Raw genomic sequence first — 22,644 nt, 5'->3', positions numbered from 1 at the left:
GCCTGTTGTCCTTTTTTCACTTTGACCTGAACAACACAAATTCTGAATGTTCAGACTTGTACAGGTGACTAAAAAACAGTGATTTGACATTAGTAGAATTTATTTATGCAATGCTACTGGAAATAATTAAATATATTTTTGATTGTTAGAATCGAACTTTGCTGGAATGTTTCCGAAATTTGTCGAAGGGTTAGTAGTAACTTTAGAAGATTAACATGTTAAAATATGTAGGCGGACTAGGAGAATGGTAATGGATTATTGGACTTGGTATTGAGCTTTTCGATAGGGGGAGAAAAAGATGATAACGAAAGAAGTAGAAATGTTAACACAACAACGTTTGTTGGAAATATTAAAGAAAGCATGTAGGCGTGGGGCTGAGGAAGCTGATACGAAGAAGCTAGTAGAGGAGATTGCTGCATCGTTAAAGCCTTATGTAAAGACAAGTAAGTAGAATTGAGACTTAAGCAACCAACCTTGTAAGCAAGATTTGTTGCTTAGGTCTTTTAAGGGACAGTCCCTATGTCCCATTAGCAGTAAAAGACGCCCATGCTAAATCCTAGCATAGGCGTCACTTTAGTTAAGCTCTTATTCATTCAACTCCAAATGTTTCTTCAACTCTTCGGAAAGTTCTTGTACATTCTCTTCATCAGGTAAAAAGTAGTACACTTCGTCCATCTCTCCGTCTTCACCCGCAATTTCATGTTCTTCTATGAAATTAAGAGCGTCTCTGTAATTAGAATGAATCGACCAGATTTCTCTTAGACTGAGATTCGTTCGAATGTTGTCTTCTACAACACTCAAGATCTCTTCAATTCTCGTAATGGAGGTGAAGCTCTTGCCTTTATCAACCAATTCTTGAATGATTTGACGCTGACGCTCTTGACGTCCGAAGTCTCCGCGTGGGTCATCTAGACGCATGCGCGCAAATTTCCAAGCATCTTCTCCATTCAATTGAAGGGTTCCTTCCTCAAAGTCCTTTCCTTCAAATCTAAAATCAAACCCATTTTCTACTTCCACGCCGCCAACGGCATCGACCATCCCTTTGAACCCGTTCATATCAATCCTTACAAAGTAATCGACTGGGACATCGAGGAAGTTTTCTACCGTGCGGATCGTCATTTCGGTTCCACCGAATGCATATGAGTGATTAATTTTATCCTTTTTATCGTATCCGACAAGTTCCGTATAGGTATCACGAGGAATACTTACCATTTGGGTGGAATTTTCTTCTGGGTTTATCGTCACATATACAAGAGTATCGGAACGATGGTAGAAATCACCCGCTTCTTTATCAGGTTCATCAATCCCCATTAGTAAGATAGAGAACGGATCCCCTTCGTCAAAGTTAATGGACGCAAGACGTTGTTCTGCTTCTTGTCGTTCAATATTTTCCTGGATATTCATGAACGTCGATGTTACTAGATTCCATGCATAGCTTCCTGCAGCAACCATCATGACACCAACCACAGTCATCATGATGAGTAATATTTTTTTCCATTTGATCTTTTTTTTCATAACCTCACCTAAACTTCTCGTTTATACGCCGCCACCTGAGAAACTGGATCCATCTCATATTTTCTGCCGGTACGCGACACTTTCTTCCAATCCCTGTTAAAAAAATAAGCGACACTGCCATACATGACAAAATACATGATGATAAAGCGGTGAATAAACACATCGTAAACGACTGTCTTGAACAGACGAAACCAGTCGCCTTTTTCAAATGTAAATCCATGACGTTTCACCAGTCTAAGCGCCAATAAATTATAAATAAAATTAAATAAGTAAATATAGGATAAATACACAATAATAAATCCTATATAGACAAATTCCACGTTTAAGAACGCATTAGCAACAAAAAATCCTACTGTGAAATAGGCTGCTAGAATCCCAACAAAGAACGATTCAAAAATGTAGAAAAATGAAACAGCTTTTGTTATGAATGTTTTTCCAAAGAAGGAGCGGAAATGGACGAGGCAATCGACATAGGCCTTCTGCCAGCGAATCCGCTGCTTAAATAAATCTCTCCACGTTTCAGGTAACTCGGTATAACTAATAGCATCCAAAATTAACAAGATCTTTTTATTTTTCTGTTTCGCTATATACCGGTGGATCTTTAGTGTGATATCAATGTCTTCCCCGACAGAGGATCGGTAGCCACCAACATCTACTAGCACTTGTTTTGTGAAAATACCAAATGCACCGGATATGATGGCTAAGGCCTGAAAACGGGCAAGAGATAACTTTGTCACATAGAATGCTTTTAAGAATTCAAGCATTTGTACACGAATGAGCATATTCGTTCCAGCTAATGACAGCTTCTTTAACGGGTTTGATGTCTTCGTTTGTAATACGTGAATCATCCCGCCTGCAGCAACAACATTGGGGTCAGCAAATTTTTCATTAACAACGGTTAAAGATGAAGAAGTTAAGATCGTATCCGCATCCAATGTGACGACCAATTCTTTCCCCGCGTATTCAATCCCTGCATTTAACGCATCGGCTTTTCCCCCATTTTCTTTATTGACCACGTATATATTCGGATAAAGAGAAGATTGATAAACTCCCTCCACTTCCTCGTGAGACAATTTACCAAGCCGCGCTTTCCATCTTTTCTTTAGGTGTAAATGCTGGTGCAAAAGTTCAAAGGTTTCATCCGATGAACCATCATTGATGTAGATGACTTCAAAATTTGTATAATCTAAAGACCTCATACTATGAACGGATGTTTCGATAATTCCCGCCTCATTATAACAAGGCACTAGTATACTAACCCCTTTTTCTGACTTCGGGTTATGTTTCACTAGCTCGTCCTCTTCACGAAACCAGGGCAAGCAATGAAACAAATGAAGGATAGGGAAAAAGAGACACATGCAAAAAAAGATTAATAGAAACAGTTCCAATCAATAACACTCCCTTCCTGAAAGTTCTTCTTAACATGATTCAACAAATAACGACCTATTTCAAGGGAGTTTAATAGAAAGGATGCTATTGAACTACAAATCGTAATGTGAACGATTCACAATTTTTCATAAAGTGATACGGAATTCCTAACGAATGTGTGAAATTAAGGGACAGGGGGACGGGTACATTGTCCCGCTCTTATTTCTTTCCCGGGGACATGGGGACAGGTATGTTGTCCCGGCATTATAGTCAGATGGATGGATAACTTCCTCTTTATACAGAGGGTTATCCTCCTTTTTTGTGTTATACACAACGGTCTACGGAATTTATCGATTTTTTGGGACAAGGAACCTGACCCCCTGTCCCTCTTGAGTCGTTTTTGGGTCAATAAGAGCAAAAAGTGACTTTCCAACCTTGTTAATGGTTTGGTGTATGCAGCTAAAATAAAATGAAGCCTCTTTTTATAAGGGGCTTCATTTTATTACAAAACACTACCAAACAAGATTTCTTTAGAAGGTACTTTTGTTCCGTTGGATATTCATTATTTACGTTAAATTCAACACCTATAGAAAATCTAAATCTTGGTCATATCTCTTTTTTCGTAAATAATAGTTTTCAGTTCTTAAAACAGTGGTAGGTAGAAGTCGGCATTCGAAGCTTTCAATCTGCTGATGTAGGTTATTTTCACTTAAGAAGAAATGGAATCGATTGAAATAAAGTGAGAGTAGGATAGCGATGGCTACCTGCTTTCACTTTTTATGTACGTGTGGAAATTTGTCATACTTTGTATTTCCCGCGAAATATATCATATCTCATGTCTGTCATCAATACGTAGTTGTTGAGGGCAAAAGCCGTAAGCTACACGTATTGGCCATAGCGTTACACGATACGTGCAAGTCTTTAGACAATGCAGCTAAGGACCTTGTGTATCAATAAATAGAAAGATTAGACAAACCATAGATTGAATAATCAATCTATATGGCAACCTACGAAGAAAGGTTATTCTTTGATGTGGCGTATCGCAGGGCGATATAATTGGGAATTCACCAAAAACCAAACCTTCTTTGTCAACGCACTTTTTGTTGAAGAAGAACTTTTTTTGCTAAATAAGCAGTACTATGCAACGAAATGCATCTCGTATATTTATAGTCGATTTTGGGAAAATATTGTTAAAGTTGTAAAAAAGGGGATTTTGCGATGACAAGAGCACTTGAAGCTATAGCGAGTATTTTAAAAACATTTGTTGATGAAGAACCAAAACCTGCACTTCATGTTGGTGAAGTAATGAACATCTGGACTGCACTCACAGGTTTCCATGAAGCAAGGGCTCTTTACCAAGTGGGCTTAAATATGACTGTAGATAGTGATTTGAAACACGCACTACAACAAGCTCTAGAGAGTTCAAAAGGAGATGTAGAAATTCTCTTAAACTTCATGAAAAAAGAAGGTATTCCAATTCCTGATAGTACAGGAGAAAAAACATTATCCAACCCAGAAGCAGTACCTGAAGGTGTTAAATTAACAGATGAAGAAATAGCCAATATTATATCTGTTAAGATCGCTGCCTCTCTTACGTTTTGTGGACAAGCTATGAGTCAATCTATCCGAAGTGATGTTGGACTATTATTTGTTCAGATTCAGTTGGAATTATTTAAATATGCATCGAGTTTAAAAACTTTAATGAAATCGAGAGGTTGGTTAAAAGAACCACCAAGGTATCATCCGCCAGGTACTCCGAGTAACTAATTTTTTATTGTAATATCACTAACCGTCTTGACAGGCGGGGACAGGGGGACAGGTACGATGTGCCTGCAGGTAGATTTATTATAGTCAGATGGATGGATAACTTCCTCTTTTATAGAGGGTTATCCATCTTTTTTGTGTTATTCACAACGATCTGCGGAATTGGTGGGACGAGGAACCTGACCCCCTGTCCCAAAATTAAGGCCTAAGCAAAATTTAATGCTTAGGCCTTTTATGAGGTTGGGCTTCAATGTCGAATGGTCTTCCACTTAAAGCTATGAGGTGATCTTTTCAAAATTATCCCTTTGAGCCAAGAAATGAGCAATCAAGTAAATGATCATTAAAATGATGAAAGAGTAAAAAAGGTTCCACTTAACTGCGTGGTAAATCCCGATAAAGCTAAGGAGAGGTAAGCCTATAAAACTCAAAAGAGCAGAGAAAATAACTGATTTTAAAAACGGATTAACATTAGGTTTATACTGCAAAAAGAACATCACGATTACAGGTATCACAATTATACTCCAAGGCAAGTAGTTAGCGGTGAAAGGGAATACTTCATAATGATAATGGTATAAGCCAAGATTATGACCAATTATATCAAGAATGGATGCAGATATCACAACGAAGAAACCTGAATATAACAGTCTGTCAGTGCTATTTTTATCCCTGAATTTTAACCAAATAAGAATGGAGAGCAATAACACTATGACACCGAACCACCACTGCCAAGTAAAAAGGGAGTGTTCTAACCAAATTTGAAATTTTTCATTCTTTAATTGCGTTTCTTTAAAAAAATGATCATCAAAAATTTGAGATGTATTCATATAAAAGTTCCCTTCAATCTTTTTTTAAGCTGATTTATGTTAGCTTTTACTAAATAAACTATTTTTATGAACGTGATTTTACTAATACCGAATAATGATGTAAAAATGATGAGAATTACGTGATCGTCTTGAAAGGGTAAAAGAAAAAATGTACGATTTTTGCAGGTGGTGAGAGGAAAGTGACTATGGTGAAGGAAGCACAAAAGTTATCACAACAACAGCTAGTAAAAATTTTAGAGCATACATATAAAAAAGGATCGGAATCTCCTAATTTAAGTTCACAACAACTAATCGAGGAGATTGCCCAACTCTTAAAACCATATGTTCATTCGGACATTACGTAATTTCTCGTGCCTGACTGCTGGTGTGGCAGTATGTCGTTCACGCTTGCATCTAGAATGAGTAATAAATAAAAAATCCATGGGGAGAACAGGCGGATTTTAAAATAAGAATAAGGTGAAATCATGTTTAAAAAAGCTACTATTTTCATGACAATTAGTTTTGTTTTTCTGCCTATGTTTCATAATTCTGCACTGGCTGAGACTTACATCGTCCAAACGGGCGATACCCTTGAAAAAATTTCTGAGAAATATGGAATATCAGAAGACAAGATTGTGAACTATAACAGATTGTTATCTACGATACTTGATCCAGGTCAGCAATTAGTCATTCCGTATACGGACACCGTTAGTACGACATTAGGATTCTCTATACCTACATTATTACAAGAACCCCCAATCATTAGAGATCTTCAATGGATGTATTTTGAACAAAGGATAAATGATCCCAAGATGATTTATATGGGCGCTTCTAGTAAGAAACGAATCGCTCTTACGTTTGATGACGGTCCAGAGGAGACCTATACTCCGCAAATTCTAGAAATCTTAAGGGATAAAGGGGTCAAGGCTACCTTTTTTGTCATAGGAAAGATGGCTCGAGAGTATCCAGAACAATTAAAACAAATTTACAAAGAGGGGCATGTTATCGGGAACCATACTTGGGATCATCCATATATAACCGAGCTTACGGACGAACAATTGATTGAAAATGTCCAGTCAACTAACGCAGAAATTGAGAAAATAACCGGATTCAAACCGACTTTATTCCGACCTCCATTTGGGGAAATGGAAGATCGACAGGCAAGGCTGCTTCATCAACAAGGCTACCGCACCATCATGTGGACCGCCGATACTAAGGACTGGAGTGGAGTGTCTGCAGAGAGAATTGTATCAACCGTGAAACAAGAGGCTAGCCCTGGAGTGATCGTCCTTCAACATAATTACCATGTAGAGGGCGAATTTGAAACGGTTCAGGCATTGCCTGAAATCATTGATGAATTACAGGCGGAGGGCTATGAGTTTGTGACAGTTCCAGCTCTTTTGGGGGAATAGAGGGGGACATAGGGGACAGGTCCCCTGTCCCAATATTACATAAAAGGTGGATAACCCTCTATTTATACAGAAGCTTATCCACCTTTTATGTGATATACACAGCTGGCCGATGAGGTTATTCGTGTCAATATATAGATATCCTCATCTAATTCATGTTCTACAGAAGGGAAGCGGGACGAGGAACCTGTCCCTCCGTCCCAAGCAACAAATCTTGTAAGCAGGATTTGTTGCTTAGGCCTTTTTGCTGTTTTGAGGTTTGAAAGCAAAATCAAACTTTTGTAGAAATTACAATGGGAACAGGCTCTTCTTATTCGCTTGTTTGTTATTAGGTCCTTGCAATAGATTTCTATAAGACTGAAAATAAATAAAAAACCTATCAAAATCTATAGTGCACATAATGCTTAATAGATTTTGTTACATAAAGTACCAATTTGTGAGATGATTCTACCCTATTTATGCTAGAATTATTTTTGGAGCAATGTTTAAATACTATCTTACAGGGGGATAATAAAAAGTGAGCAGTAAGAGGTATCAGATTCATTCTGGAGAAATACCTGATATAAAAGATAGAGCAAATAGGGTACCGAAAACCTTTATCCTAATTCTTCTGGTACGATTACATTATATACTGAATATGAACCATGTCTTAGTTGTGAATATGAGATTATTCAGTTTTTAGAATATTTCCCTAAGATTAGTTTGGTAATATACTATGATTTAGACTATAATTAAAAAATAAAGGAGGTCTGTTTGGTGGGAAACTCACAAGAGACGCTACTTACTTTTCTTGATGAATTTGATCCTATTGAGGAATTGAATAACTTATCAAGTGACGAAGTTCAACAGTGGATTTTAGAAGAATGGATAGAACTTTCACAAGACGGAGTATCACCTCAAGAAGCAACCTCGGTTATCATTGATAGTAATTACAAATGGATGAATATTAATAAGAAGAATGAATTGTTTGTTTACCATATGCTAATAGATCTAAACAGTAGTTATGGACCAGAAAATAATCAAGTTCTTGATTTTTTAAAAGAAGAGATTTACAAAGTTGAAAACCATTCAAACAATAACGAAATGATTTTTTAGTAAGATAGTTAGAAAAAGAGCCGACCGAAACCTACTCATTTTAGTAGGTTTTTTTGTTGTCCCTGGACAAGGGGACAGGTACCTTGTCCCTAAGTAAAAAAGGACTATAGTGTAAGAAGGCACTGAAAAAGGTGAAAATCGACCTTTTTCAGTGCCCTGTATTTCATATTTATTTAGGTTTATCTATTTTCGTTTCATTGCTCTTGTTTGTTTGAAATAGGCTACTAGATATTTTGTTAAGTCTTTTGATAAAGCTATTGAAACCGAAACCTACTAAAAAAGCGAAACTGATTTGAACATAGGGCGTGCGTTGATCGGTAAACTCAATTAGAAAAATTCCACTATCAATGATTGTAATTGAAATCACTGCAGTCCCTGTTGCAACAATTGGGTGGAATATATACATGACCCACTCGCGGTAGTTCTTAAGTTTGTTATTCATGTATTCTGAACAAAATAGATAAAGATAAAATAAGGAACTGCCTACAGCCCCGGCAAAAAAATAAAGTAAAAATTCAACTATATCGGTAATAGATGAAAAATAGCTTTCTAAGACCCCGGTCCATAACATGCCTACCACTATAAAACTTCCCAAAAACAAGGTAGTGAGATACACCAAAATAAAGCCGATCAACCATCGATTCATAACTATCCTTCCCCTTATTTTCTTCACTTACCTTACCTTATGTTAATGTTGATGTTTGTGTCATTCTAGGACGAGGGGACAGGTACCTTGTCCCTTTTCCTCATACATAAATTAATCTCATTAACTAGCAGGAATTTTTGTCATGATTATTGAAATATACTCTGCAAGGCCATCGAAAGGTCTTGAATAAGTATCCCCTCAATCTAATCTACATAGTAAAACGTAACGTTCTCCAATCAGCCAGTAATGGTACTTTCATGACCCTCTAGTCTATTGCTCCTCCCATTTGTACGGAAACCAACATCATTCTCCAATCCATCCAACTACCTTTTACCCCCAATTCAACCTTGAGGTGATTTAAATATGCCTAGAAAACCAAGGACACAGAGCAGAAGTGGAATCTATAACATTATGCTGAGAGGAATTAATAAACAAGTCATTTTTGAGGATGACGAAGACAAAAGGAGATTTATAGAAACGTTAAAACGATATAAGCAAACGTGTGATTATCAACTATACGCTTATTGTTTGATGAATAATCATATTCATCTTTTAATGAAGGAGGGAGAGGAGCCGATTTCTTTGGTAATGAAAAGAATCAGCTCAAGCTATGTATATTGGTACAATATGAAATATCAACGGTGTGGGCATCTTTTCCAAGACCGATTTAAGAGCAAAAATGTAGAAGATCGTGCCTACTTTTTAACGATCCTTAGATATATCCACCAAAACCCTCTCAAAGCAGGACTCTCCCAAACCGTATTTGATAGCAACTGGACAAGTATAAATGAATATATCCATAAGTCGATCATAGTTGATATTGATTTTACCCTGAATCAATTTTCATCAGATAGAAACAAGGCTTTGAAATGGTTCAAGGCCCATATGCAAATTGTAACGAATGACCTCTGTTTTGACGAGAAAGAGATAGTAAGACTCTCTGATAATGAAGTTATAAACTATATGAGTGAACTTGGAATATCGAACAGCAGTGTACTGCAGCAAATGGATAAAGAGAAAAGGAACGATATACTGCGGAAGCTAAAAAAGCTAGAAGGGGTATCAATCCGACAATTATCGAGAGTGACTGGTGTCTCAAAGAGTGTCATCCAACGTCTCAACTGAAATGAGGGACAAGGGACCTGTCCCCCTGTCCCCCCCCCTGTCCCCCTATGATGATTTGTGGATTTGCTTCAAAAGGTGCTGATACTTTTCTACCTCCTTCTGTCTGCCTAGCTTATCAAAGGTTTTCATGAGCTGTTGGACAGACTCTAGGCTTCTGGGATTCAGCTCTAATTCCCAGTGAAAGCACTCAATTGCCTGCTCGTATTGGAGTAAGTCGTAGTAGTGACATCCGAGCTCTAATTGGCGATCAGGATCATTGATCAGGTTGACCATGTCCGAGAGCTTCTTTGCAATGGGCAGCTTCATCGTAAGCGTGCTCTCTTGCAGCCATGAATGAAGCTCCAGCAAGCGATGATGCTGCATGAGCTGTGGTAGTTTAGACTGAAGAATCGCTTCTAGTTGCTGTGGTTGTTGTGTGAATAACGGAAATAAATGGCTAGAGATCGTATGTAATGAATGGGTAGAGTGATAGCTCGATGAGTTTTCAAAGATAGCAGGAAGCTGCTTTGTCTCGTCTGCAGAGAGTGGAATGGAATAAGATAAAAGCAAGTGAATGGCAGCATCATGCTCTTCTTTTTTCATTAAACGTTGAAAGACATCTTGATGAAGACTTGAGACTGGAGAGACGGCTGGCAATAAAGAATAAAGAAATGGGAGAATGTCTTCCTCTTTCAAAGAGGCAGAAAGTTTTTGTATAAAGGTTGGATACGTTTTGGCACTTGGTTGTTTGAGCCATTTTGTTGTCTCAAGGATGACCGAGTCAATCGAGCGGTTTTGTTGTTCATAGAGGGCATTGAGCATGTCATAAGTAGAGTCTATATGAAGAAAGTATTGTTGTTCGACATAGATGGGATTGATTGTAAGAAGTTCAGAAAGAGAAGCCTGGTACCGTTTTTCGGCATTCGTGTAGTCGGGATGCTTGACGGAAGCAAGAAGCCATTCTTGTTTATACCCTCTGGATAGTAAAATTTTTGCCAAATGATAAGCAGTCAACAATTTGCCATCCCGGCGATAGGTGAAAAAGAAGTCTTTTAAAAGAGTTTCAAGCTGTTCAACAGCTATATAGGAATCGAAGTAAGAGGATATTAGAGCTGTTTCGGCAACGGAATACTGTTTTTTTATCTGGTTTAGTAATTGGGGGATAGATGTTTTTTTTACTGTTGAGTGCGCTGGAAGTAGCTTCGAAAAGAGAGGGTTGGGTGCATAGATGTGGAAGCCCTTTGATTTGGCCTGGCCTAGAAAAGAAGCACGAGTAAAGTCCACCGCAGGCTGTACCGCTATAAAGTGATCCTTGTAAAAGAAAAGCAAGTAACACTGATCCTGTGAGTCAATAGCTTCAATGATTTTACATTGTTGAAAAAGGGTTAGTTTCTGCGCTTGGATAGTGATTGACTTATTGTGATTAAGTAACGTCCACGAAGTTTGGTTCTGCATGCAAAAGACCTCCTTTTTTTATTATCATACCATTAAGCGGGTCATGGGGACAGGTCCCTTGACCCACTAGAGGGTTATCCACCTTTGTGGGACGAGGAACCTGTCCCCCCGTCCCTTCTTGACAGTCTAGTCCATAAACAATAATATAGTAGGTGAGATCATTTTTTTCTATATAAATAGGTAGACGTTCAAAAAACCGACTTGGTGAGTTGAAGAGTAAACCGGCAATTTTTTAATAAACAATAGTTTTCAGTTGCCTATTGTTATTAAAAGATTGTCGGTTTTTTTATTAAATAAATCTACAAATCTAATCATCTTAAGGGAGGAAGACATAATGAAAAATCGTTCTAAAATTCGCAGTGACGTTTTTAATGATGTAAATCGAGCACCGAATCGTGCCATGATCCGGGCAATGGGAGTAACAGATGAAGACTTTGAAAAGCCCTTTGTTGGAATAGCCAGTACGTGGAGTGAGGTAACTCCGTGTAATATGCATATTGATGAGTTAGCGAGGAAAGCAAAAGAAGGAGCTTTAACAGGCGGAGGAACTCCTTTTATCTTTAATACCATTACCGTCTCTGATGGGATTTCGATGGGGACGCAAGGAATGCGATTTTCATTGCCAAGCAGGGAAGTCATAGCCGATTCCATTGAAACAGTCATGGGAGCACAAAGTTACGATGGGGTTGTTGCCATTGGTGGGTGTGATAAGAATATGCCTGGGTGTATGATTGCCATAGGCCGTTTAAATTTACCGGCTGTTTTTGTTTATGGAGGCACGATTCGACCAGGAAAGGCAGATGGAAAGGATCTAGATATTGTTTCTGCTTTTGAAGCAGTAGGGAAATATAACAATGGAGATATTGACCGCCAGGAGCTTCATAAAATTGAGTGCCATGCTTGCCCAGGGGCTGGATCCTGTGGAGGGATGTATACAGCCAATACAATGGCATCAGCGATTGAAGCAATGGGAATGAGTTTGCCTGGCAGTTCATCCAATCCAGCAGAAACAGCTGAAAAAATGCTAGATTGTCTAGACGCTGGAAAAGCCGTGATGAATTTATTAGATAAAGGCATCTACCCGAAGGATATTATGACGAAAAAAGCTTTTGAAAATGCGATTACAGTCATCATGGCTCTTGGGGGATCCACCAATGCTGTTCTTCATTTGTTAGCACTAGCTCACACGATCGATGTGGATCTTGACTTAGATGATTTCGAACGAGTCCGTCAAAATGTTCCTCATATTGCCGATCTGAAACCAAGCGGCCGCTATGTAATGGAGGACTTATCTAAAGTTGGCGGTGTGCCAGCTGTCATGAAGCTCCTACTTGAAAAAGGACTGCTGCACGGCGATTGTTTAACCGTGACGGGCAAAACGATCGAGGAAAATCTGGCTGAGGTTCCTCACTTAACAGAGGGTCAGGAAATTATTAACTTTGATAACCCGAAACGTGAAACAGGACCGCTCGTGATTTTAAAAGGAAATTTAGCTCCAGAAGGCGCATTGGCAAAAATGTCAGGTTTAAAAATTAAAACGATTACAGGACCTGCTCGTGTATTCGATTCAGAGAAGTTGGCCACTGAGGCGGTCTTAAAGAATGAAATTAATCCAGGAGATGTCATTGTCATCCGCTATGCTGGACCAAAGGGTGGACCAGGAATGGCTGAGATGCTATCGATTACGGCTATCGTAGTCGGAAAAGGCTTAGGTGAAAAAGTAGGTTTAATCACAGATGGCCGCTTCTCGGGCGGGACTCATGGTTTAGTCGTAGGTCACTTATCTCCTGAAGCGCAAGTAGGTGGTCCTATTGCCTTAATTAAAGAAGGAGATCTAATTACGATTGATAGCGAAACACAGGAGCTTGCGGTGAATGTGTCAGAAGAAGAATTCCAAGAAAGAGCAAAGGATTGGACTCCTCCAGAACAAAATTTAAGAGGGATTTTGAAGAAATACGCTAAATCCGTTTCTTCTGCGTCTAAGGGAGCTATCACAGATTAAGCGGCGGGTCAGGGGGACAGGTCCCTCGTCCCAAAAATAACATTTTACTACCAAAAAGGTGGATAACCTCCTGTTTATACAGAGGGTTATCCACTTTTTTTGAGATATACACAGCTAGTCGATGAGATTATTCATGTTAATATGTAGATATCCACACCTAATTCGTGTTCGACAGAAGGGGAATGGGACGAGGAACCTGTCCCTCCGTCCCCACATCTAATTCAAGTTCAATAGAAGGGACTTGGGATAGGGAACCTGTCCCCCTGTCCCTTTAAGGGGATACACTATGAAGAAATTTTTAATGGCTGCAATATTTATATTTCTACTTCTTCAAGTAACCATTGTGCAAGCTAATGAAGAAACCACTCTTGTCGTTGGTTATGATCCCAACTTTCCTCCTATCCATTTTAGCCAGGATGGCGAGCCAGTTGGATTTGCGGTCGACCTCATGGATGAGGTTGCGTTACGAATAGGAACCGAGATTACCTATATTCCGATCCCGCAAAAAGAAGCTATTACGAAGCTTCAAAGTAAGGAAATAGATATTCTATTAAGTGCCTACTTCAATGAAAAGCATGCTAGAATGATGGATTTTTCTGATTCTATATTAGGGACATCTATTGGATTAGTTGTTCATGAAGAGAATAAAGAGATTGAAGGATTAGCTCAGTTATCGAATGCTGTGACTGCTCTTCAAAGCGATACACTTGAGTATGAGTTTTTACGTAATATTCGCAGCATTAAGTATCATGTCGCAAGCAATCAGGTTACAGCACTCGAATTACTGTTTCATGGTCGGGCCAATGCCTTTGTAGGGAATGTGATTACAGCTCAATATGTATTAGAGGAAACAGGGAGACAGGATGATTATAAAATTGTCGGTAGCTATTTACTCCCTATTGATTATACAATGGCTGTTCAAAAAGAGAATTATCCACTACTCAGTCAATTAAACAGTGCCATTCGTGAGATGAAAAGTGATGGTACCTACAGTGTATTATATGAAAAATGGTTTGAAAATAGGAATGATTTAACGGATCGCCTCTGGATGGTTATTCAAATTATAGGATCTTTGCTTTTGTTAGCTGTTGTCCTTTTCTTAATTGGGATACGTTGGAACAGGCAATTACAAAGAGAAGTAGCAAAGAAAACACATGTCTTAAACCAAACCAATAGCAAGCTTCAAGAAAAAATTGAACAAACGAAAAACAGCGATGAATTCCAGAAACAAATATTAAATAGCAGTCCACGTGGGATTGCTACGGTCAATCAAGATGGGATGATCACGTCCTTTAACACGAAAGCTGTAGAAATATCAGGCGAATTAGGGCAAGTGGTCGGTCTCCATTACGAACAAGTCCTGTTGTTGAAAAAACTGTTACAGGACCGTTTTATTCAAGTGTTTCAAACGAAAAATTCATTCTTAGGTGAAGAAGCCGTCTGGGAGCGAGATGAACATTCTACTTATTATTTACGTTACTATGTTTATCCTTTATATGATTTTGAAAAGCGCTTGAATGGACTCATTGTTACATTTGAAGATATAACAGAAGAAAGAAAGCTTCGTTTGCAAATTTTTGAACAAGAAAAAAACCAGGCTCTAAGTAGAGTGGTTGCTGGAATTGCACACGAAATTCGAAATCCACTCACATCGATTAAGACATTTGCAGAACTAATCCCACGCAAATATAACAATGAACGTTTTCAAAAAGAAATTTCGACCTATGTTCCGCAGGAGATTGAACGAGTTAATCAATTGATTGAAGGGTTAATTGATTATGCGAAGCCTAAACAGTTGAATAAAGAATTGATCGATATTTCTTTAATTTTGAAAGAATGTACGATTTTATTTGAGCGTACGGCTTTAAATAAGGGGATCTCACTACAGTGTGAGACAGAAGACGAGCTCTGGATTGAAGCCGATTCCAATCAATTGAAGCAAGTGATTATTAACCTCATTATTAATAGCTTAGACGCTATGAGTACTGAGGATGAATTAAGAGATGTGGTGCTAAACTTAAACGCATTCTCAAAGGGAGAAACTATTGTCATTACCGTTTCAGACAAAGGGGAAGGAATGACTGAAACCGAGCAATTACAAGCCTTAGAGCCCTTCTACACAACAAAAGAAAAAGGGACCGGTCTAGGCTTAGCAATAGCAAACCAATATGTCCATGAAAATGACGGGAAGTTAGAAATTAATAGTAAAAAAGGAATAGGTACGACTATTACATTAACATTTTCGAAAAAGGATGGAGGGTGAGAGGATGAAACGGATTATCGTAATTGATGATGAGGCTTCAATCTGTTCTTCTTTGGAATTTGCTTTGGAGGACCAATATGATGTAGTGACAACAACCAAACCACATGAAGGAGTAACGTGGATAGAGGAAGAGAAACCCGATTTATGTTTGTTAGATTTGAAAATTGGACAAGTAGATGGTCTTGAAATCTTAAAGAAAATTAAACAAGTAAGTCCGAAGACTGTCGTAATTATGATTACGGCTTACGGAACGATTGCAACGTCAGTCAGAGCGATTCAAGAAGGAGCATATTCTTATTTAACGAAGCCTATTAATATTGAAGAGCTTTACTCCATCATAGAACAAGCGCTGCATTATCAGCGCTTAAATGATCAAGTCGATTTCCTAAGCCAAGAATTAGAGAAGAAATATAGCTTTGAAGGAATTATTGGTAAAAGTGAATCGATGGCTTCTGTTTTCAATTTGATTGGCAAAGTAAAAGAAGTCGATTCAAATGTGTTAATCGTCGGAGAAAGTGGGACTGGGAAAGAACTAGTTGCTAGAGCGCTTCATTTCTCGGGAAAACGCAAGAAATCACATTTTGAAGTCGTTAATTGTGCGGCGATACCCGATCAGCTCCTTGAAAGTGAGCTATTTGGTTATGATAAAGGGGCTTTTACTGGAGCGGTTTCAAGTAAAGAGGGGAAATTCCAACTTGCAAATGGTGGGACTATTTTTCTAGATGAGATTGGAGATATGCCTCTTTCTTTACAAGCAAAACTGCTGCGAGTCCTACAAGAAAAAGTCGTAACAAAGCTTGGGTCTAATAAAGAGATCAACTTAGATGTGCGTGTGATTGCGGCCACAAATAAAAATCTTGAAGAAGCGGTAAGAAACGGTGAATTTCGTGAGGATTTATATTTTCGCTTAGATGTCATTAAAGTACCATTGCCCTCTTTAAGAGAAAGAAAGGAAGACATTCCTTTTTTAATTCAACATTTTATAAAGCAATTTAATAAGGAGATGAACAAAGAGGTACAAGGCTTAACGAAAGAAGCCAATCGTATTCTACTGAACTATGATTACCCAGGCAACATTCGTGAGCTTTCAAATATTATTGAGTCATCGATGGTGCTTGCAGACGATGAATTCATTGAAGTATTAGACCTTCCGCAACAAGTTAGATCAAACCATTCTATTGAGAGAAAAGATGGAGGTGAGATTCTAGATTTTGTTGGAATTCCTTTAAAAGAAATGGAAAGGCAATTCATTTTAGCAACGCTTGAAGAAAATAATGGTCATCGGAAAAAGACGGCTCAGATGCTTAAAATAAGTGAGCGAGGATTAAGAGATAAGTTAAAGCAATATGAACAATAAAGAGCGGCAAAATTTGCAGGGCGGCAATTTCTGCCGCTCTTCATGCGGCATAAATGTATCCGTTTCCTTGAAAACGGATACATTTATGTGCTTTAAAAGTTGGCATGACATTTGCATTGAAGAAAATGAACAATAAAAAGGATTAGGGGGAAGGATCATGAAAAAGTTTTACACATTGTTGGTTGCGTCATTGCTAGTTTTCTTAACGGCATGTGGCGAAGAGACGGCAAGTCCTGAAGCTGAGGGAGCAGAAGGAACGGAAGCTGAAAGTGAAGCGAGTGATATGGAGTTAGAAGATTTATTCGTAACGGTAGCGACTGGAGGAACATCTGGAGTCTACTATCCTATCGGTGGAGCCGTTTCAAATATTATTGAAAAAGAACTTGGAATTGATTCGTCCGTTCAAGCAACGGGTGCATCTGTTGAAAATATTAACCTTATTAATACAGGTAGAGCAGAACTTGCGATTACTATGGCGGATGCCGTTTTACAAGCTTATGAAGGAAGCGGTGCTTTTGAGGGAGAACAGTCTATCGACTCTTTAAGAGGATTAATGAGTTTATATCCAAACTTTGTTCAAGTCGTTACAACGGAGCAATCAGGTATTGAGAGCATTGCTGATTTAGCTGGGAAAAGCATTGGTGTTGGTGCTGCGAACTCTGGAGTAGAGTTAAATGCACGTATGGTTCTTGAAGCTCATGGGATGACTTATGATGATATTAATGAAGATTATTTATCTTACAGTGAAGCCATTGATCAGATCAAAAACGGGATGATCGATGCAGCGTTTGTAACAAGTGGTGTTCCAAATGCTACAGTCATTGACCTAGATACAACACATACTGCTAAAATCCTTCCAATTGAAGGAGAAGCGATGGACTACTTGATTGAAAATTATCCGTTTTTCTCTAGTGAACTAATTCCTGCAGGAGCTTACGGAAATGAAGAGGATATTCCAACAGCTGCGATTACAAATTTGCTATTACTCTCAAATGATATCTCTGAAGATGCTGGTTATGAAATTACGAAGACATTGTTTGAAAATCTTGAGCAAATTCAAGGATCTCATAATGCAGCAAAAGATATTACGTTAGAAACAGTTGATGTAGGTATGCCTGTTCCATTCCATCCAGGAGCAGAACGTTATTTTAAAGAAGTGGGAGCATTAGACTAGTCAATACAAGAAACTGACTCATGAGAGTTTGTTAACATGAGTCAGTCTCTATTTACTATTAACGGGGGTTTTGTGAGATGAGAAGCTGGTTCATTTTAATTGTTTTAATGTTATCGGCTTGTGGGAATTCAGATCAACTGACCCTTATTGTTCAGAGCCAAGAAGATGGAACCGTCTATAACACTGTGAATCATTTGAATGCTAGTGATACATTCACCATCAAATGGATTCATTCTGTCGAAAAAACACCTTGGCGTGAGACCTATCAACTGACTGATGAAGGAGAGCTTTTATTAATAGAAACGGCCTTTCAATCATTTGGTGCAGGTGTTCCTCATCAAAAAGGAACCATGACCGTAGAAGATGGTGAAGTGGTCATTCGAGATATTAATGAGCAATTATCTGTGTTTCGATGGATTCATTCACAAAATGTTAATTTTGAGCTTGAGATTAATAATGCAATCGTCTTTGATGCGGAAGACCTGCCCCACCATGAACGAATGGAAATATTTATAGAGAAGAGGTGACCTGTCATGGAAAAGCGTTCAACTTTGGATGAACCTCAAATGACAAAGGAACAACAAAAAGTGTTAGAAAAATACGATGCAGAATCACGCTTTCGAAGTTTTTCCAACAAGACGATTGCAATGATCGTATCCATTATTGCGATCTCTTTATCGCTTTATCATATGTATACGTCTTACTTTGGTACACCAGCAACGTTGCAGCATCGTTCCTTGCATGTTGCAGCCATCTTAGCGTTAATTTTCTTATTATATCCACCGTTTAAAAAGGCTAGTCGAACGAAACTTCCTTGGTATGACGTCATGTTTGCTCTAATGGCTGTGTCAACATCTGTTTATATTTTCGTTGATTACTTGGGGATTGTGAATCGTGGCGGCTTACCGAATAATTTTGATTTATTATTTGGTGCGATGTTAGTTCTGCTTGTCCTTGAGGCATCTCGACGTGTAACAGGCTGGGGTCTGCCAACGATGGCTGTTCTTTTCTTTTTATATGGGTTATATGGACGTGAGTTATCAGGGATTTTCCGCCACCGTGGCTATACATGGGATGAACTTGTCAATTTCATGTATGTGACGACAGAAGGGGTGTACGGAACAGCTATCGGAGTCTCAGCAACCTACATTTTCCTCTTTATTTTATTTGGTGCATTTTTATCAAAGTCAGGAATGGGGCAATTCTTTAATGATATGGCACTTGCCATTGCGGGACAAACGCGTGGTGGCCCCGCTAAAGTATCTGTTATTGCAAGCGGTTTCTTAGGGAGCATTAACGGTGCAGCTGTTGCCAATGTTGTAACGACGGGCTCTTTTACGATTCCATTAATGAAAAAAATTGGCTATAGTCGGAACTTTGCTGGAGCCGTAGAGGCAGCTGCCTCTGTAGGGGGACAAATCCTCCCACCAATTATGGGGGCTGCAGCTTTCATTATGGCAGAAACATTAGGGATTCCTTACAGTCAAATTGCCCTTGCAGCTTTGTTGCCAGCGTTGCTTTTCTATTTAGGGATTATTGTTCAGATTCATCTACGTGCGACAAAGGAAGGGCTAAAAGGGATTTCTAAAGATAACCTCCCAAGAGTGATGGAAGTGTTAAAAGAGCGCGGGCATTTGCTTATCCCGCTTATGTTTCTTATGTATATGCTTTTCTTTAGTGGACGAACGATTATTTATTCAGCGTTACTGACGATTATTATTACGGTTGTTGTTGCCATGGTAAGAAAAACAACAAGAATGTCCTTACGAGATATTATTGATGCATTAGAACAAGGGGCAAGGACAACTGTAGGGGTAGCGATCGCCTGTGCATGTGTTGGAATTGTTGTCGGTGTGGCTACGATGACTGGGTTTGGCTTGAAACTAGCAAATGGGATTGTCACGCTTGGTGGAGAAAGCTTATTCTTAACCCTTGTTTTTACAATGATTGCCTGTATTGTTCTTGGGATGGGCTTACCGAGTATTCCAACCTATATTATTACGGCGACAATGGCTGCACCGGCGCTGATCACACTTGGAATTGAACCACTCGTTGCGCATTTATTTGTTTTCTACTTTGGTTTATTTGCAAACATTACACCACCCGTTGCCTTAGCCGCATTTGCAGCTGCAGGGATATCAGGTGGAGATCAAATGAAGACCGGTTTCTTATCGATGAAACTAGCGATTGCAGGGTTTATTGTACCGTATATGTTTGTTTACAATAACTCTCTCCTCTTGATCGATACTACTTTCGTAGAAGGGCTATTAGTTGTTATAACGTCAGTCACGGGTGTTGTCATGTTAGGAACAGCAGCAGAAGGGTATCTTTTTACGAATATGAATTGGTTATTACGTTTGTTATTATTTGGGGGTTCTTTGTTATTCATGAATCCAAATCTACTATTAGATCTGGCAGGCTTTGCGATTATAGCGGTTGTTGTCTTGGTGCAGTGGCAGAAAGGGAAGAGAAATAGGGACATAGGGGACAGGTCCCTCGTCCCTGCAAGTCGGTAAAGAGGGACATGAAAATGTGTGGAGCGTAAAGCTAAAGCGATGAAAGCCAAAATTGCCTGAGAAAAGGAAGGAAAGGTTGTACATAGGAGCAATGAACGACCAAAAACTGTAGAAGAAATGGGGATATTACTCATAAGTGACAAAGGACTATAGTGTAAGAAGGCACTGAAAAAGGTGAAAACCGACCTTTTTCAGTGCCTTCTAGTGTAATAGCCTTTTTTATTATGGTGCTAGTATTTCTTATTTATCTAGGTTTATCTATTTCCGCTTCATTGCTCTTGTTTGTTTGAAATAGGCTACTAAATATTTTGTTAAGTCTTTTGATAAAGCTATTGAAACCGAACCTATTAAAAATAGCGAAACTGATTTGGACATACGGCGTGCAGTTTTATAATGGTTCTTTCATGATCCTCTTCCGATGTGCTCCCCATAGTGGGACGGGGAACCTGTCCCTATGTCCTGGGTGGTACACCACTTTTGCCGTGTGGCATACCACTTTGACTCTTGATAAAGTCACTTGTGCAATAAATCATGGTTTTTTTGTTGAAAAAGTAGTTTTTTTATAAAAACAATTGACAGAATTAATATAATTATTTAATATTTAGAACAGGTGGTATACCATTAACGAAACGAGGGGGATTTGGTAATGAGAAATAAGAAGTGTTTTTCGATTTTTGTTTTCTTCGTACTTTCAATTTTTTTGGTAGCGTGTTCATCGGGTGAATCTAGCGGAGATGGAAACAGTCAAGGTGCCGAAGGGTCAGATGGTCAAAGTGGTACAGATTTCCCAACGAAAAATATTACTATTGTCGTTCATACGAGTTCTGGTGGTCCTACGGATTTAATGGCTCGTGAACTAGCTAGAGCGGCAGAAGAAGTGTTAGGTACCAATGTTGTAGTTGAAAATAGACCGGGTGGAAGTGGTGCTACGGCAATGGCACAGGTTTTCTCAGCGGATCCTGACGGCTATACACTAGGGGCAATGACACCGTCACAAATTGGTTTAATTAATGGGACACTTAAAGAACAGTATAATATTGACGATTTCACGTGGTTATCAAGAGCTCAAATTGACCCTTACGTTTTAGTAGTAAATTCTGAAAGCCCTTTCAACACGCTGGAAGATCTTGTTGAATATTTAGAAGAAAACCCTAACGGACTTACTGTTGGAGGTTACGGGGCTGAAGGTTCTGGTCATAACGTAGCTTGGAATATTTTCGCTGAGGCTGCTGGTGTAGATGCGAACTGGACTCCGTTTGAGAGTACAGGGGATGCTGTTACTGGGATCTTAGGTAAACATATTGATGTTGCTAACTCTAATCCGGGTCAAGTCATGCAATACGTAGAAGCGGGCCAACTAAGAGTTCTAGGTGTTATGGCTGATGAGAGATTAGAAGATTTACCAGATGTACCGACATATGAAGAAGCGGGGATTACAGTAGATACAGGTTGGGCTCAATTCAGAGGCATTTTTGGACCTAAGGATATGCCGCAAGATGTGATTGACATATTAAGTGAGGCATTTATGGAAGCGTATTCTTCGGAATCATATACAAACTATATGAGAAATTCTCAGTTGGTGGAAAGTCCAATGGGTTATGAAGAGTATACAGAGTATATTCACAATCAAAATGAGTTAACAGGAACTTGGTATGAAAGATTAGGTGTTAATTAATATTGGGGGGCTCTCCCCCCCTTATGTAAGGAAGGGGTTCCTATATGAATATGAATGTGGCCAATATAATTGCTAGTGTAATCTTTATAGGTATCGGGGCATGGTTTTTAATGGGAACATTAGCACTCCCAACGGCTTCTAATGCAGCAGATGTTGGACCACGTGCGTTCCCGCTCATTATGTCGATTTCTATCATTACTTTTTCAATCGTCCTAATTATCCAATCAATACTCTCTATAAAAAAAGGGGAACAAAAGAGTGTGAAGTTCACCAAAATTATGAATGTAACCATCTTTGCCGGCTTACTTATTTTGTATGCATACTTGGTTCCTAGAATCGGTTATTTTGTTTCTACACTAATATTTTTCCCATTTATTATTTTAGCTACAGGAGAAAGGTCATGGAAGAAAGTCGTCTTTATCACGATTGGATTTCTTGCTTTTGCAAAACTAGCTTTTGATATGTTATTAGGTGTTCCATTGCCATAAGAAGGAGGAG

General features: G+C 38.8%; 19 protein-coding genes and 1 pseudogene. 15 read left to right on the top strand and 5 right to left on the bottom strand.

Annotation, left to right across the window (positions count from 1 at the left end; all coding sequences use genetic code 11):
* The first annotated feature begins 298 nt into the window (after positions 1-298).
* Complete coding sequence (locus AC1FXP_RS21415) at positions 299-451, top strand: YwzD family small protein (protein WP_480063970.1); 153 nt, start codon at positions 299-301, stop codon at positions 449-451.
* 134 nt (positions 452-585) lie between these two features.
* Here the strand turns inward: AC1FXP_RS21415 and AC1FXP_RS21410 are convergent, their stop codons facing one another.
* A complete protein-coding gene (locus AC1FXP_RS21410) occupies positions 586-1,515 on the bottom strand; it encodes an LCP family glycopolymer transferase (RefSeq protein ID WP_480063969.1) in 930 nt (309 codons plus the stop codon).
* Positions 1,516-1,523: 8 nt separating this feature from the next.
* Entirely contained in the window at positions 1,524-2,804 is a 1,281-nt protein-coding gene (locus tag AC1FXP_RS21405; protein WP_480063968.1) for a glycosyltransferase family 2 protein, read from the bottom strand.
* A gap of 1,297 nt (positions 2,805-4,101) precedes the next feature.
* Between AC1FXP_RS21405 and AC1FXP_RS21400 the strand changes: the two genes are divergently transcribed.
* Complete coding sequence (locus AC1FXP_RS21400) at positions 4,102-4,650, top strand: DUF3231 family protein (protein ID WP_480063967.1); 549 nt, start codon at positions 4,102-4,104, stop codon at positions 4,648-4,650.
* Between the two features lie 272 nt (positions 4,651-4,922).
* Here AC1FXP_RS21400 and AC1FXP_RS21395 read toward each other — a convergent pair whose 3' ends face one another.
* A complete protein-coding gene (locus AC1FXP_RS21395) occupies positions 4,923-5,471 on the bottom strand; it encodes a CBO0543 family protein (protein ID WP_480063966.1) in 549 nt (182 codons plus the stop codon).
* Positions 5,472-5,656: 185 nt separating this feature from the next.
* Here AC1FXP_RS21395 and AC1FXP_RS21390 point away from each other — a divergent pair, with 185 nt between their 5' ends.
* The 4 genes and pseudogenes from AC1FXP_RS21390 to AC1FXP_RS21375 all read left to right on the top strand — a co-directional run bounded on the left by AC1FXP_RS21390 (position 5,657) and on the right by AC1FXP_RS21375 (position 7,954).
* Positions 5,657-5,815, top strand: a complete 159-nt coding sequence (locus AC1FXP_RS21390; RefSeq protein WP_480063972.1) for a YwzD family small protein — start codon at positions 5,657-5,659, stop codon at positions 5,813-5,815.
* Between the two features lie 120 nt (positions 5,816-5,935).
* A complete protein-coding gene (locus AC1FXP_RS21385) occupies positions 5,936-6,862 on the top strand; it encodes a polysaccharide deacetylase family protein (RefSeq protein ID WP_480063965.1) in 927 nt (308 codons plus the stop codon).
* A 600-nt stretch (positions 6,863-7,462) separates the two neighbouring features.
* Positions 7,463-7,594, top strand: a pseudogene (locus AC1FXP_RS21380) (deaminase domain-containing protein); the annotation flags it as partial.
* Between the two features lie 21 nt (positions 7,595-7,615).
* Entirely contained in the window at positions 7,616-7,954 is a 339-nt protein-coding gene (locus tag AC1FXP_RS21375; RefSeq protein WP_480063964.1) for a hypothetical protein, read from the top strand.
* A 169-nt stretch (positions 7,955-8,123) separates the two neighbouring features.
* On the opposite strand, the gene AC1FXP_RS21370 is transcribed toward AC1FXP_RS21375, so the two are convergent.
* Complete coding sequence (locus AC1FXP_RS21370; RefSeq protein ID WP_480063963.1) at positions 8,124-8,600, bottom strand: hypothetical protein; 477 nt, start codon at positions 8,598-8,600, stop codon at positions 8,124-8,126.
* A 363-nt stretch (positions 8,601-8,963) separates the two neighbouring features.
* Here AC1FXP_RS21370 and AC1FXP_RS21365 point away from each other — a divergent pair, with 363 nt between their 5' ends.
* A complete protein-coding gene (locus tag AC1FXP_RS21365; protein ID WP_480063962.1) occupies positions 8,964-9,725 on the top strand; it encodes a transposase in 762 nt (253 codons plus the stop codon).
* Positions 9,726-9,770: 45 nt separating this feature from the next.
* On the opposite strand, the gene AC1FXP_RS21360 is transcribed toward AC1FXP_RS21365, so the two are convergent.
* Entirely contained in the window at positions 9,771-11,159 is a 1,389-nt protein-coding gene (locus AC1FXP_RS21360; RefSeq protein WP_480063961.1) for a hypothetical protein, read from the bottom strand.
* A 313-nt stretch (positions 11,160-11,472) separates the two neighbouring features.
* Here AC1FXP_RS21360 and ilvD point away from each other — a divergent pair, with 313 nt between their 5' ends.
* The 8 genes from ilvD to AC1FXP_RS21320 all read left to right on the top strand — a co-directional run bounded on the left by ilvD (position 11,473) and on the right by AC1FXP_RS21320 (position 22,634).
* Positions 11,473-13,161 carry a dihydroxy-acid dehydratase gene (gene ilvD / locus AC1FXP_RS21355; protein ID WP_480063971.1) on the top strand — a complete coding sequence of 563 codons (1,689 nt, stop codon included), beginning with the start codon at positions 11,473-11,475 and terminating at the stop codon, positions 13,159-13,161.
* Positions 13,162-13,447: 286 nt separating this feature from the next.
* Complete coding sequence (locus AC1FXP_RS21350) at positions 13,448-15,424, top strand: transporter substrate-binding domain-containing protein (protein ID WP_480063960.1); 1,977 nt, start codon at positions 13,448-13,450, stop codon at positions 15,422-15,424.
* A 4-nt stretch (positions 15,425-15,428) separates the two neighbouring features.
* Positions 15,429-16,781: a sigma-54-dependent transcriptional regulator gene (locus tag AC1FXP_RS21345; RefSeq protein WP_480063959.1), complete on the top strand. Its 1,353-nt coding sequence runs from the start codon at positions 15,429-15,431 to the stop codon at positions 16,779-16,781.
* Between the two features lie 157 nt (positions 16,782-16,938).
* Positions 16,939-17,955, top strand: a complete 1,017-nt coding sequence (locus AC1FXP_RS21340; RefSeq protein WP_480063958.1) for a TAXI family TRAP transporter solute-binding subunit — start codon at positions 16,939-16,941, stop codon at positions 17,953-17,955.
* 77 nt (positions 17,956-18,032) lie between these two features.
* Positions 18,033-18,482: a DUF1850 domain-containing protein gene (locus AC1FXP_RS21335; RefSeq protein ID WP_480063957.1), complete on the top strand. Its 450-nt coding sequence runs from the start codon at positions 18,033-18,035 to the stop codon at positions 18,480-18,482.
* Positions 18,483-18,488: 6 nt separating this feature from the next.
* On the top strand, positions 18,489-20,471 hold the full coding sequence (locus AC1FXP_RS21330) for a TRAP transporter permease (protein WP_480063956.1): 1,983 nt from the start codon (positions 18,489-18,491) through the stop codon (positions 20,469-20,471).
* 646 nt (positions 20,472-21,117) lie between these two features.
* On the top strand, positions 21,118-22,146 hold the full coding sequence (locus tag AC1FXP_RS21325) for a tripartite tricarboxylate transporter substrate binding protein (protein ID WP_480063955.1): 1,029 nt from the start codon (positions 21,118-21,120) through the stop codon (positions 22,144-22,146).
* A gap of 44 nt (positions 22,147-22,190) precedes the next feature.
* Complete coding sequence (locus AC1FXP_RS21320; RefSeq protein WP_480063954.1) at positions 22,191-22,634, top strand: tripartite tricarboxylate transporter TctB family protein; 444 nt, start codon at positions 22,191-22,193, stop codon at positions 22,632-22,634.
* Positions 22,635-22,644: the final 10 nt, after the last annotated feature.

The organism is Halalkalibacter sp. HAAS-P013 (genome assembly GCF_056619925.1).
The sequence above is the reverse complement of the archived record's forward strand: the minus strand, read 5'-3'. Positions and strand labels throughout refer to the sequence as shown.

Excerpts from the sequence above, each read along its gene's own strand:
- AC1FXP_RS21320 (WP_480063954.1), top strand. The coding sequence starts at position 22,191 with ATGAATATGAATGTGGCCAATATAATTGCTAGTGTAATCTTTATAGGT.
- AC1FXP_RS21325 (WP_480063955.1), top strand. The coding sequence starts at position 21,118 with ATGAGAAATAAGAAGTGTTTTTCGATTTTTGTTTTCTTCGTACTTTCA.
- AC1FXP_RS21400 (WP_480063967.1), top strand. The coding sequence starts at position 4,102 with ATGACAAGAGCACTTGAAGCTATAGCGAGTATTTTAAAAACATTTGTT.
- AC1FXP_RS21370 (WP_480063963.1), bottom strand. The coding sequence starts at position 8,600 with ATGAATCGATGGTTGATCGGCTTTATTTTGGTGTATCTCACTACCTTG.
- AC1FXP_RS21350 (WP_480063960.1), top strand. The coding sequence starts at position 13,448 with ATGAAGAAATTTTTAATGGCTGCAATATTTATATTTCTACTTCTTCAA.
- AC1FXP_RS21340 (WP_480063958.1), top strand. The coding sequence starts at position 16,939 with ATGAAAAAGTTTTACACATTGTTGGTTGCGTCATTGCTAGTTTTCTTA.
- AC1FXP_RS21335 (WP_480063957.1), top strand. The coding sequence starts at position 18,033 with ATGAGAAGCTGGTTCATTTTAATTGTTTTAATGTTATCGGCTTGTGGG.
- AC1FXP_RS21330 (WP_480063956.1), top strand. The coding sequence starts at position 18,489 with ATGGAAAAGCGTTCAACTTTGGATGAACCTCAAATGACAAAGGAACAA.
- AC1FXP_RS21365 (WP_480063962.1), top strand. The coding sequence starts at position 8,964 with ATGCCTAGAAAACCAAGGACACAGAGCAGAAGTGGAATCTATAACATT.
- AC1FXP_RS21395 (WP_480063966.1), bottom strand. The coding sequence starts at position 5,471 with ATGAATACATCTCAAATTTTTGATGATCATTTTTTTAAAGAAACGCAA.
- AC1FXP_RS21345 (WP_480063959.1), top strand. The coding sequence starts at position 15,429 with ATGAAACGGATTATCGTAATTGATGATGAGGCTTCAATCTGTTCTTCT.
- AC1FXP_RS21360 (WP_480063961.1), bottom strand. The coding sequence starts at position 11,159 with ATGCAGAACCAAACTTCGTGGACGTTACTTAATCACAATAAGTCAATC.
- AC1FXP_RS21390 (WP_480063972.1), top strand. The coding sequence starts at position 5,657 with ATGGTGAAGGAAGCACAAAAGTTATCACAACAACAGCTAGTAAAAATT.
- AC1FXP_RS21415 (WP_480063970.1), top strand. The coding sequence starts at position 299 with ATGATAACGAAAGAAGTAGAAATGTTAACACAACAACGTTTGTTGGAA.
- AC1FXP_RS21410 (WP_480063969.1), bottom strand. The coding sequence starts at position 1,515 with ATGAAAAAAAAGATCAAATGGAAAAAAATATTACTCATCATGATGACT.
- AC1FXP_RS21385 (WP_480063965.1), top strand. The coding sequence starts at position 5,936 with ATGTTTAAAAAAGCTACTATTTTCATGACAATTAGTTTTGTTTTTCTG.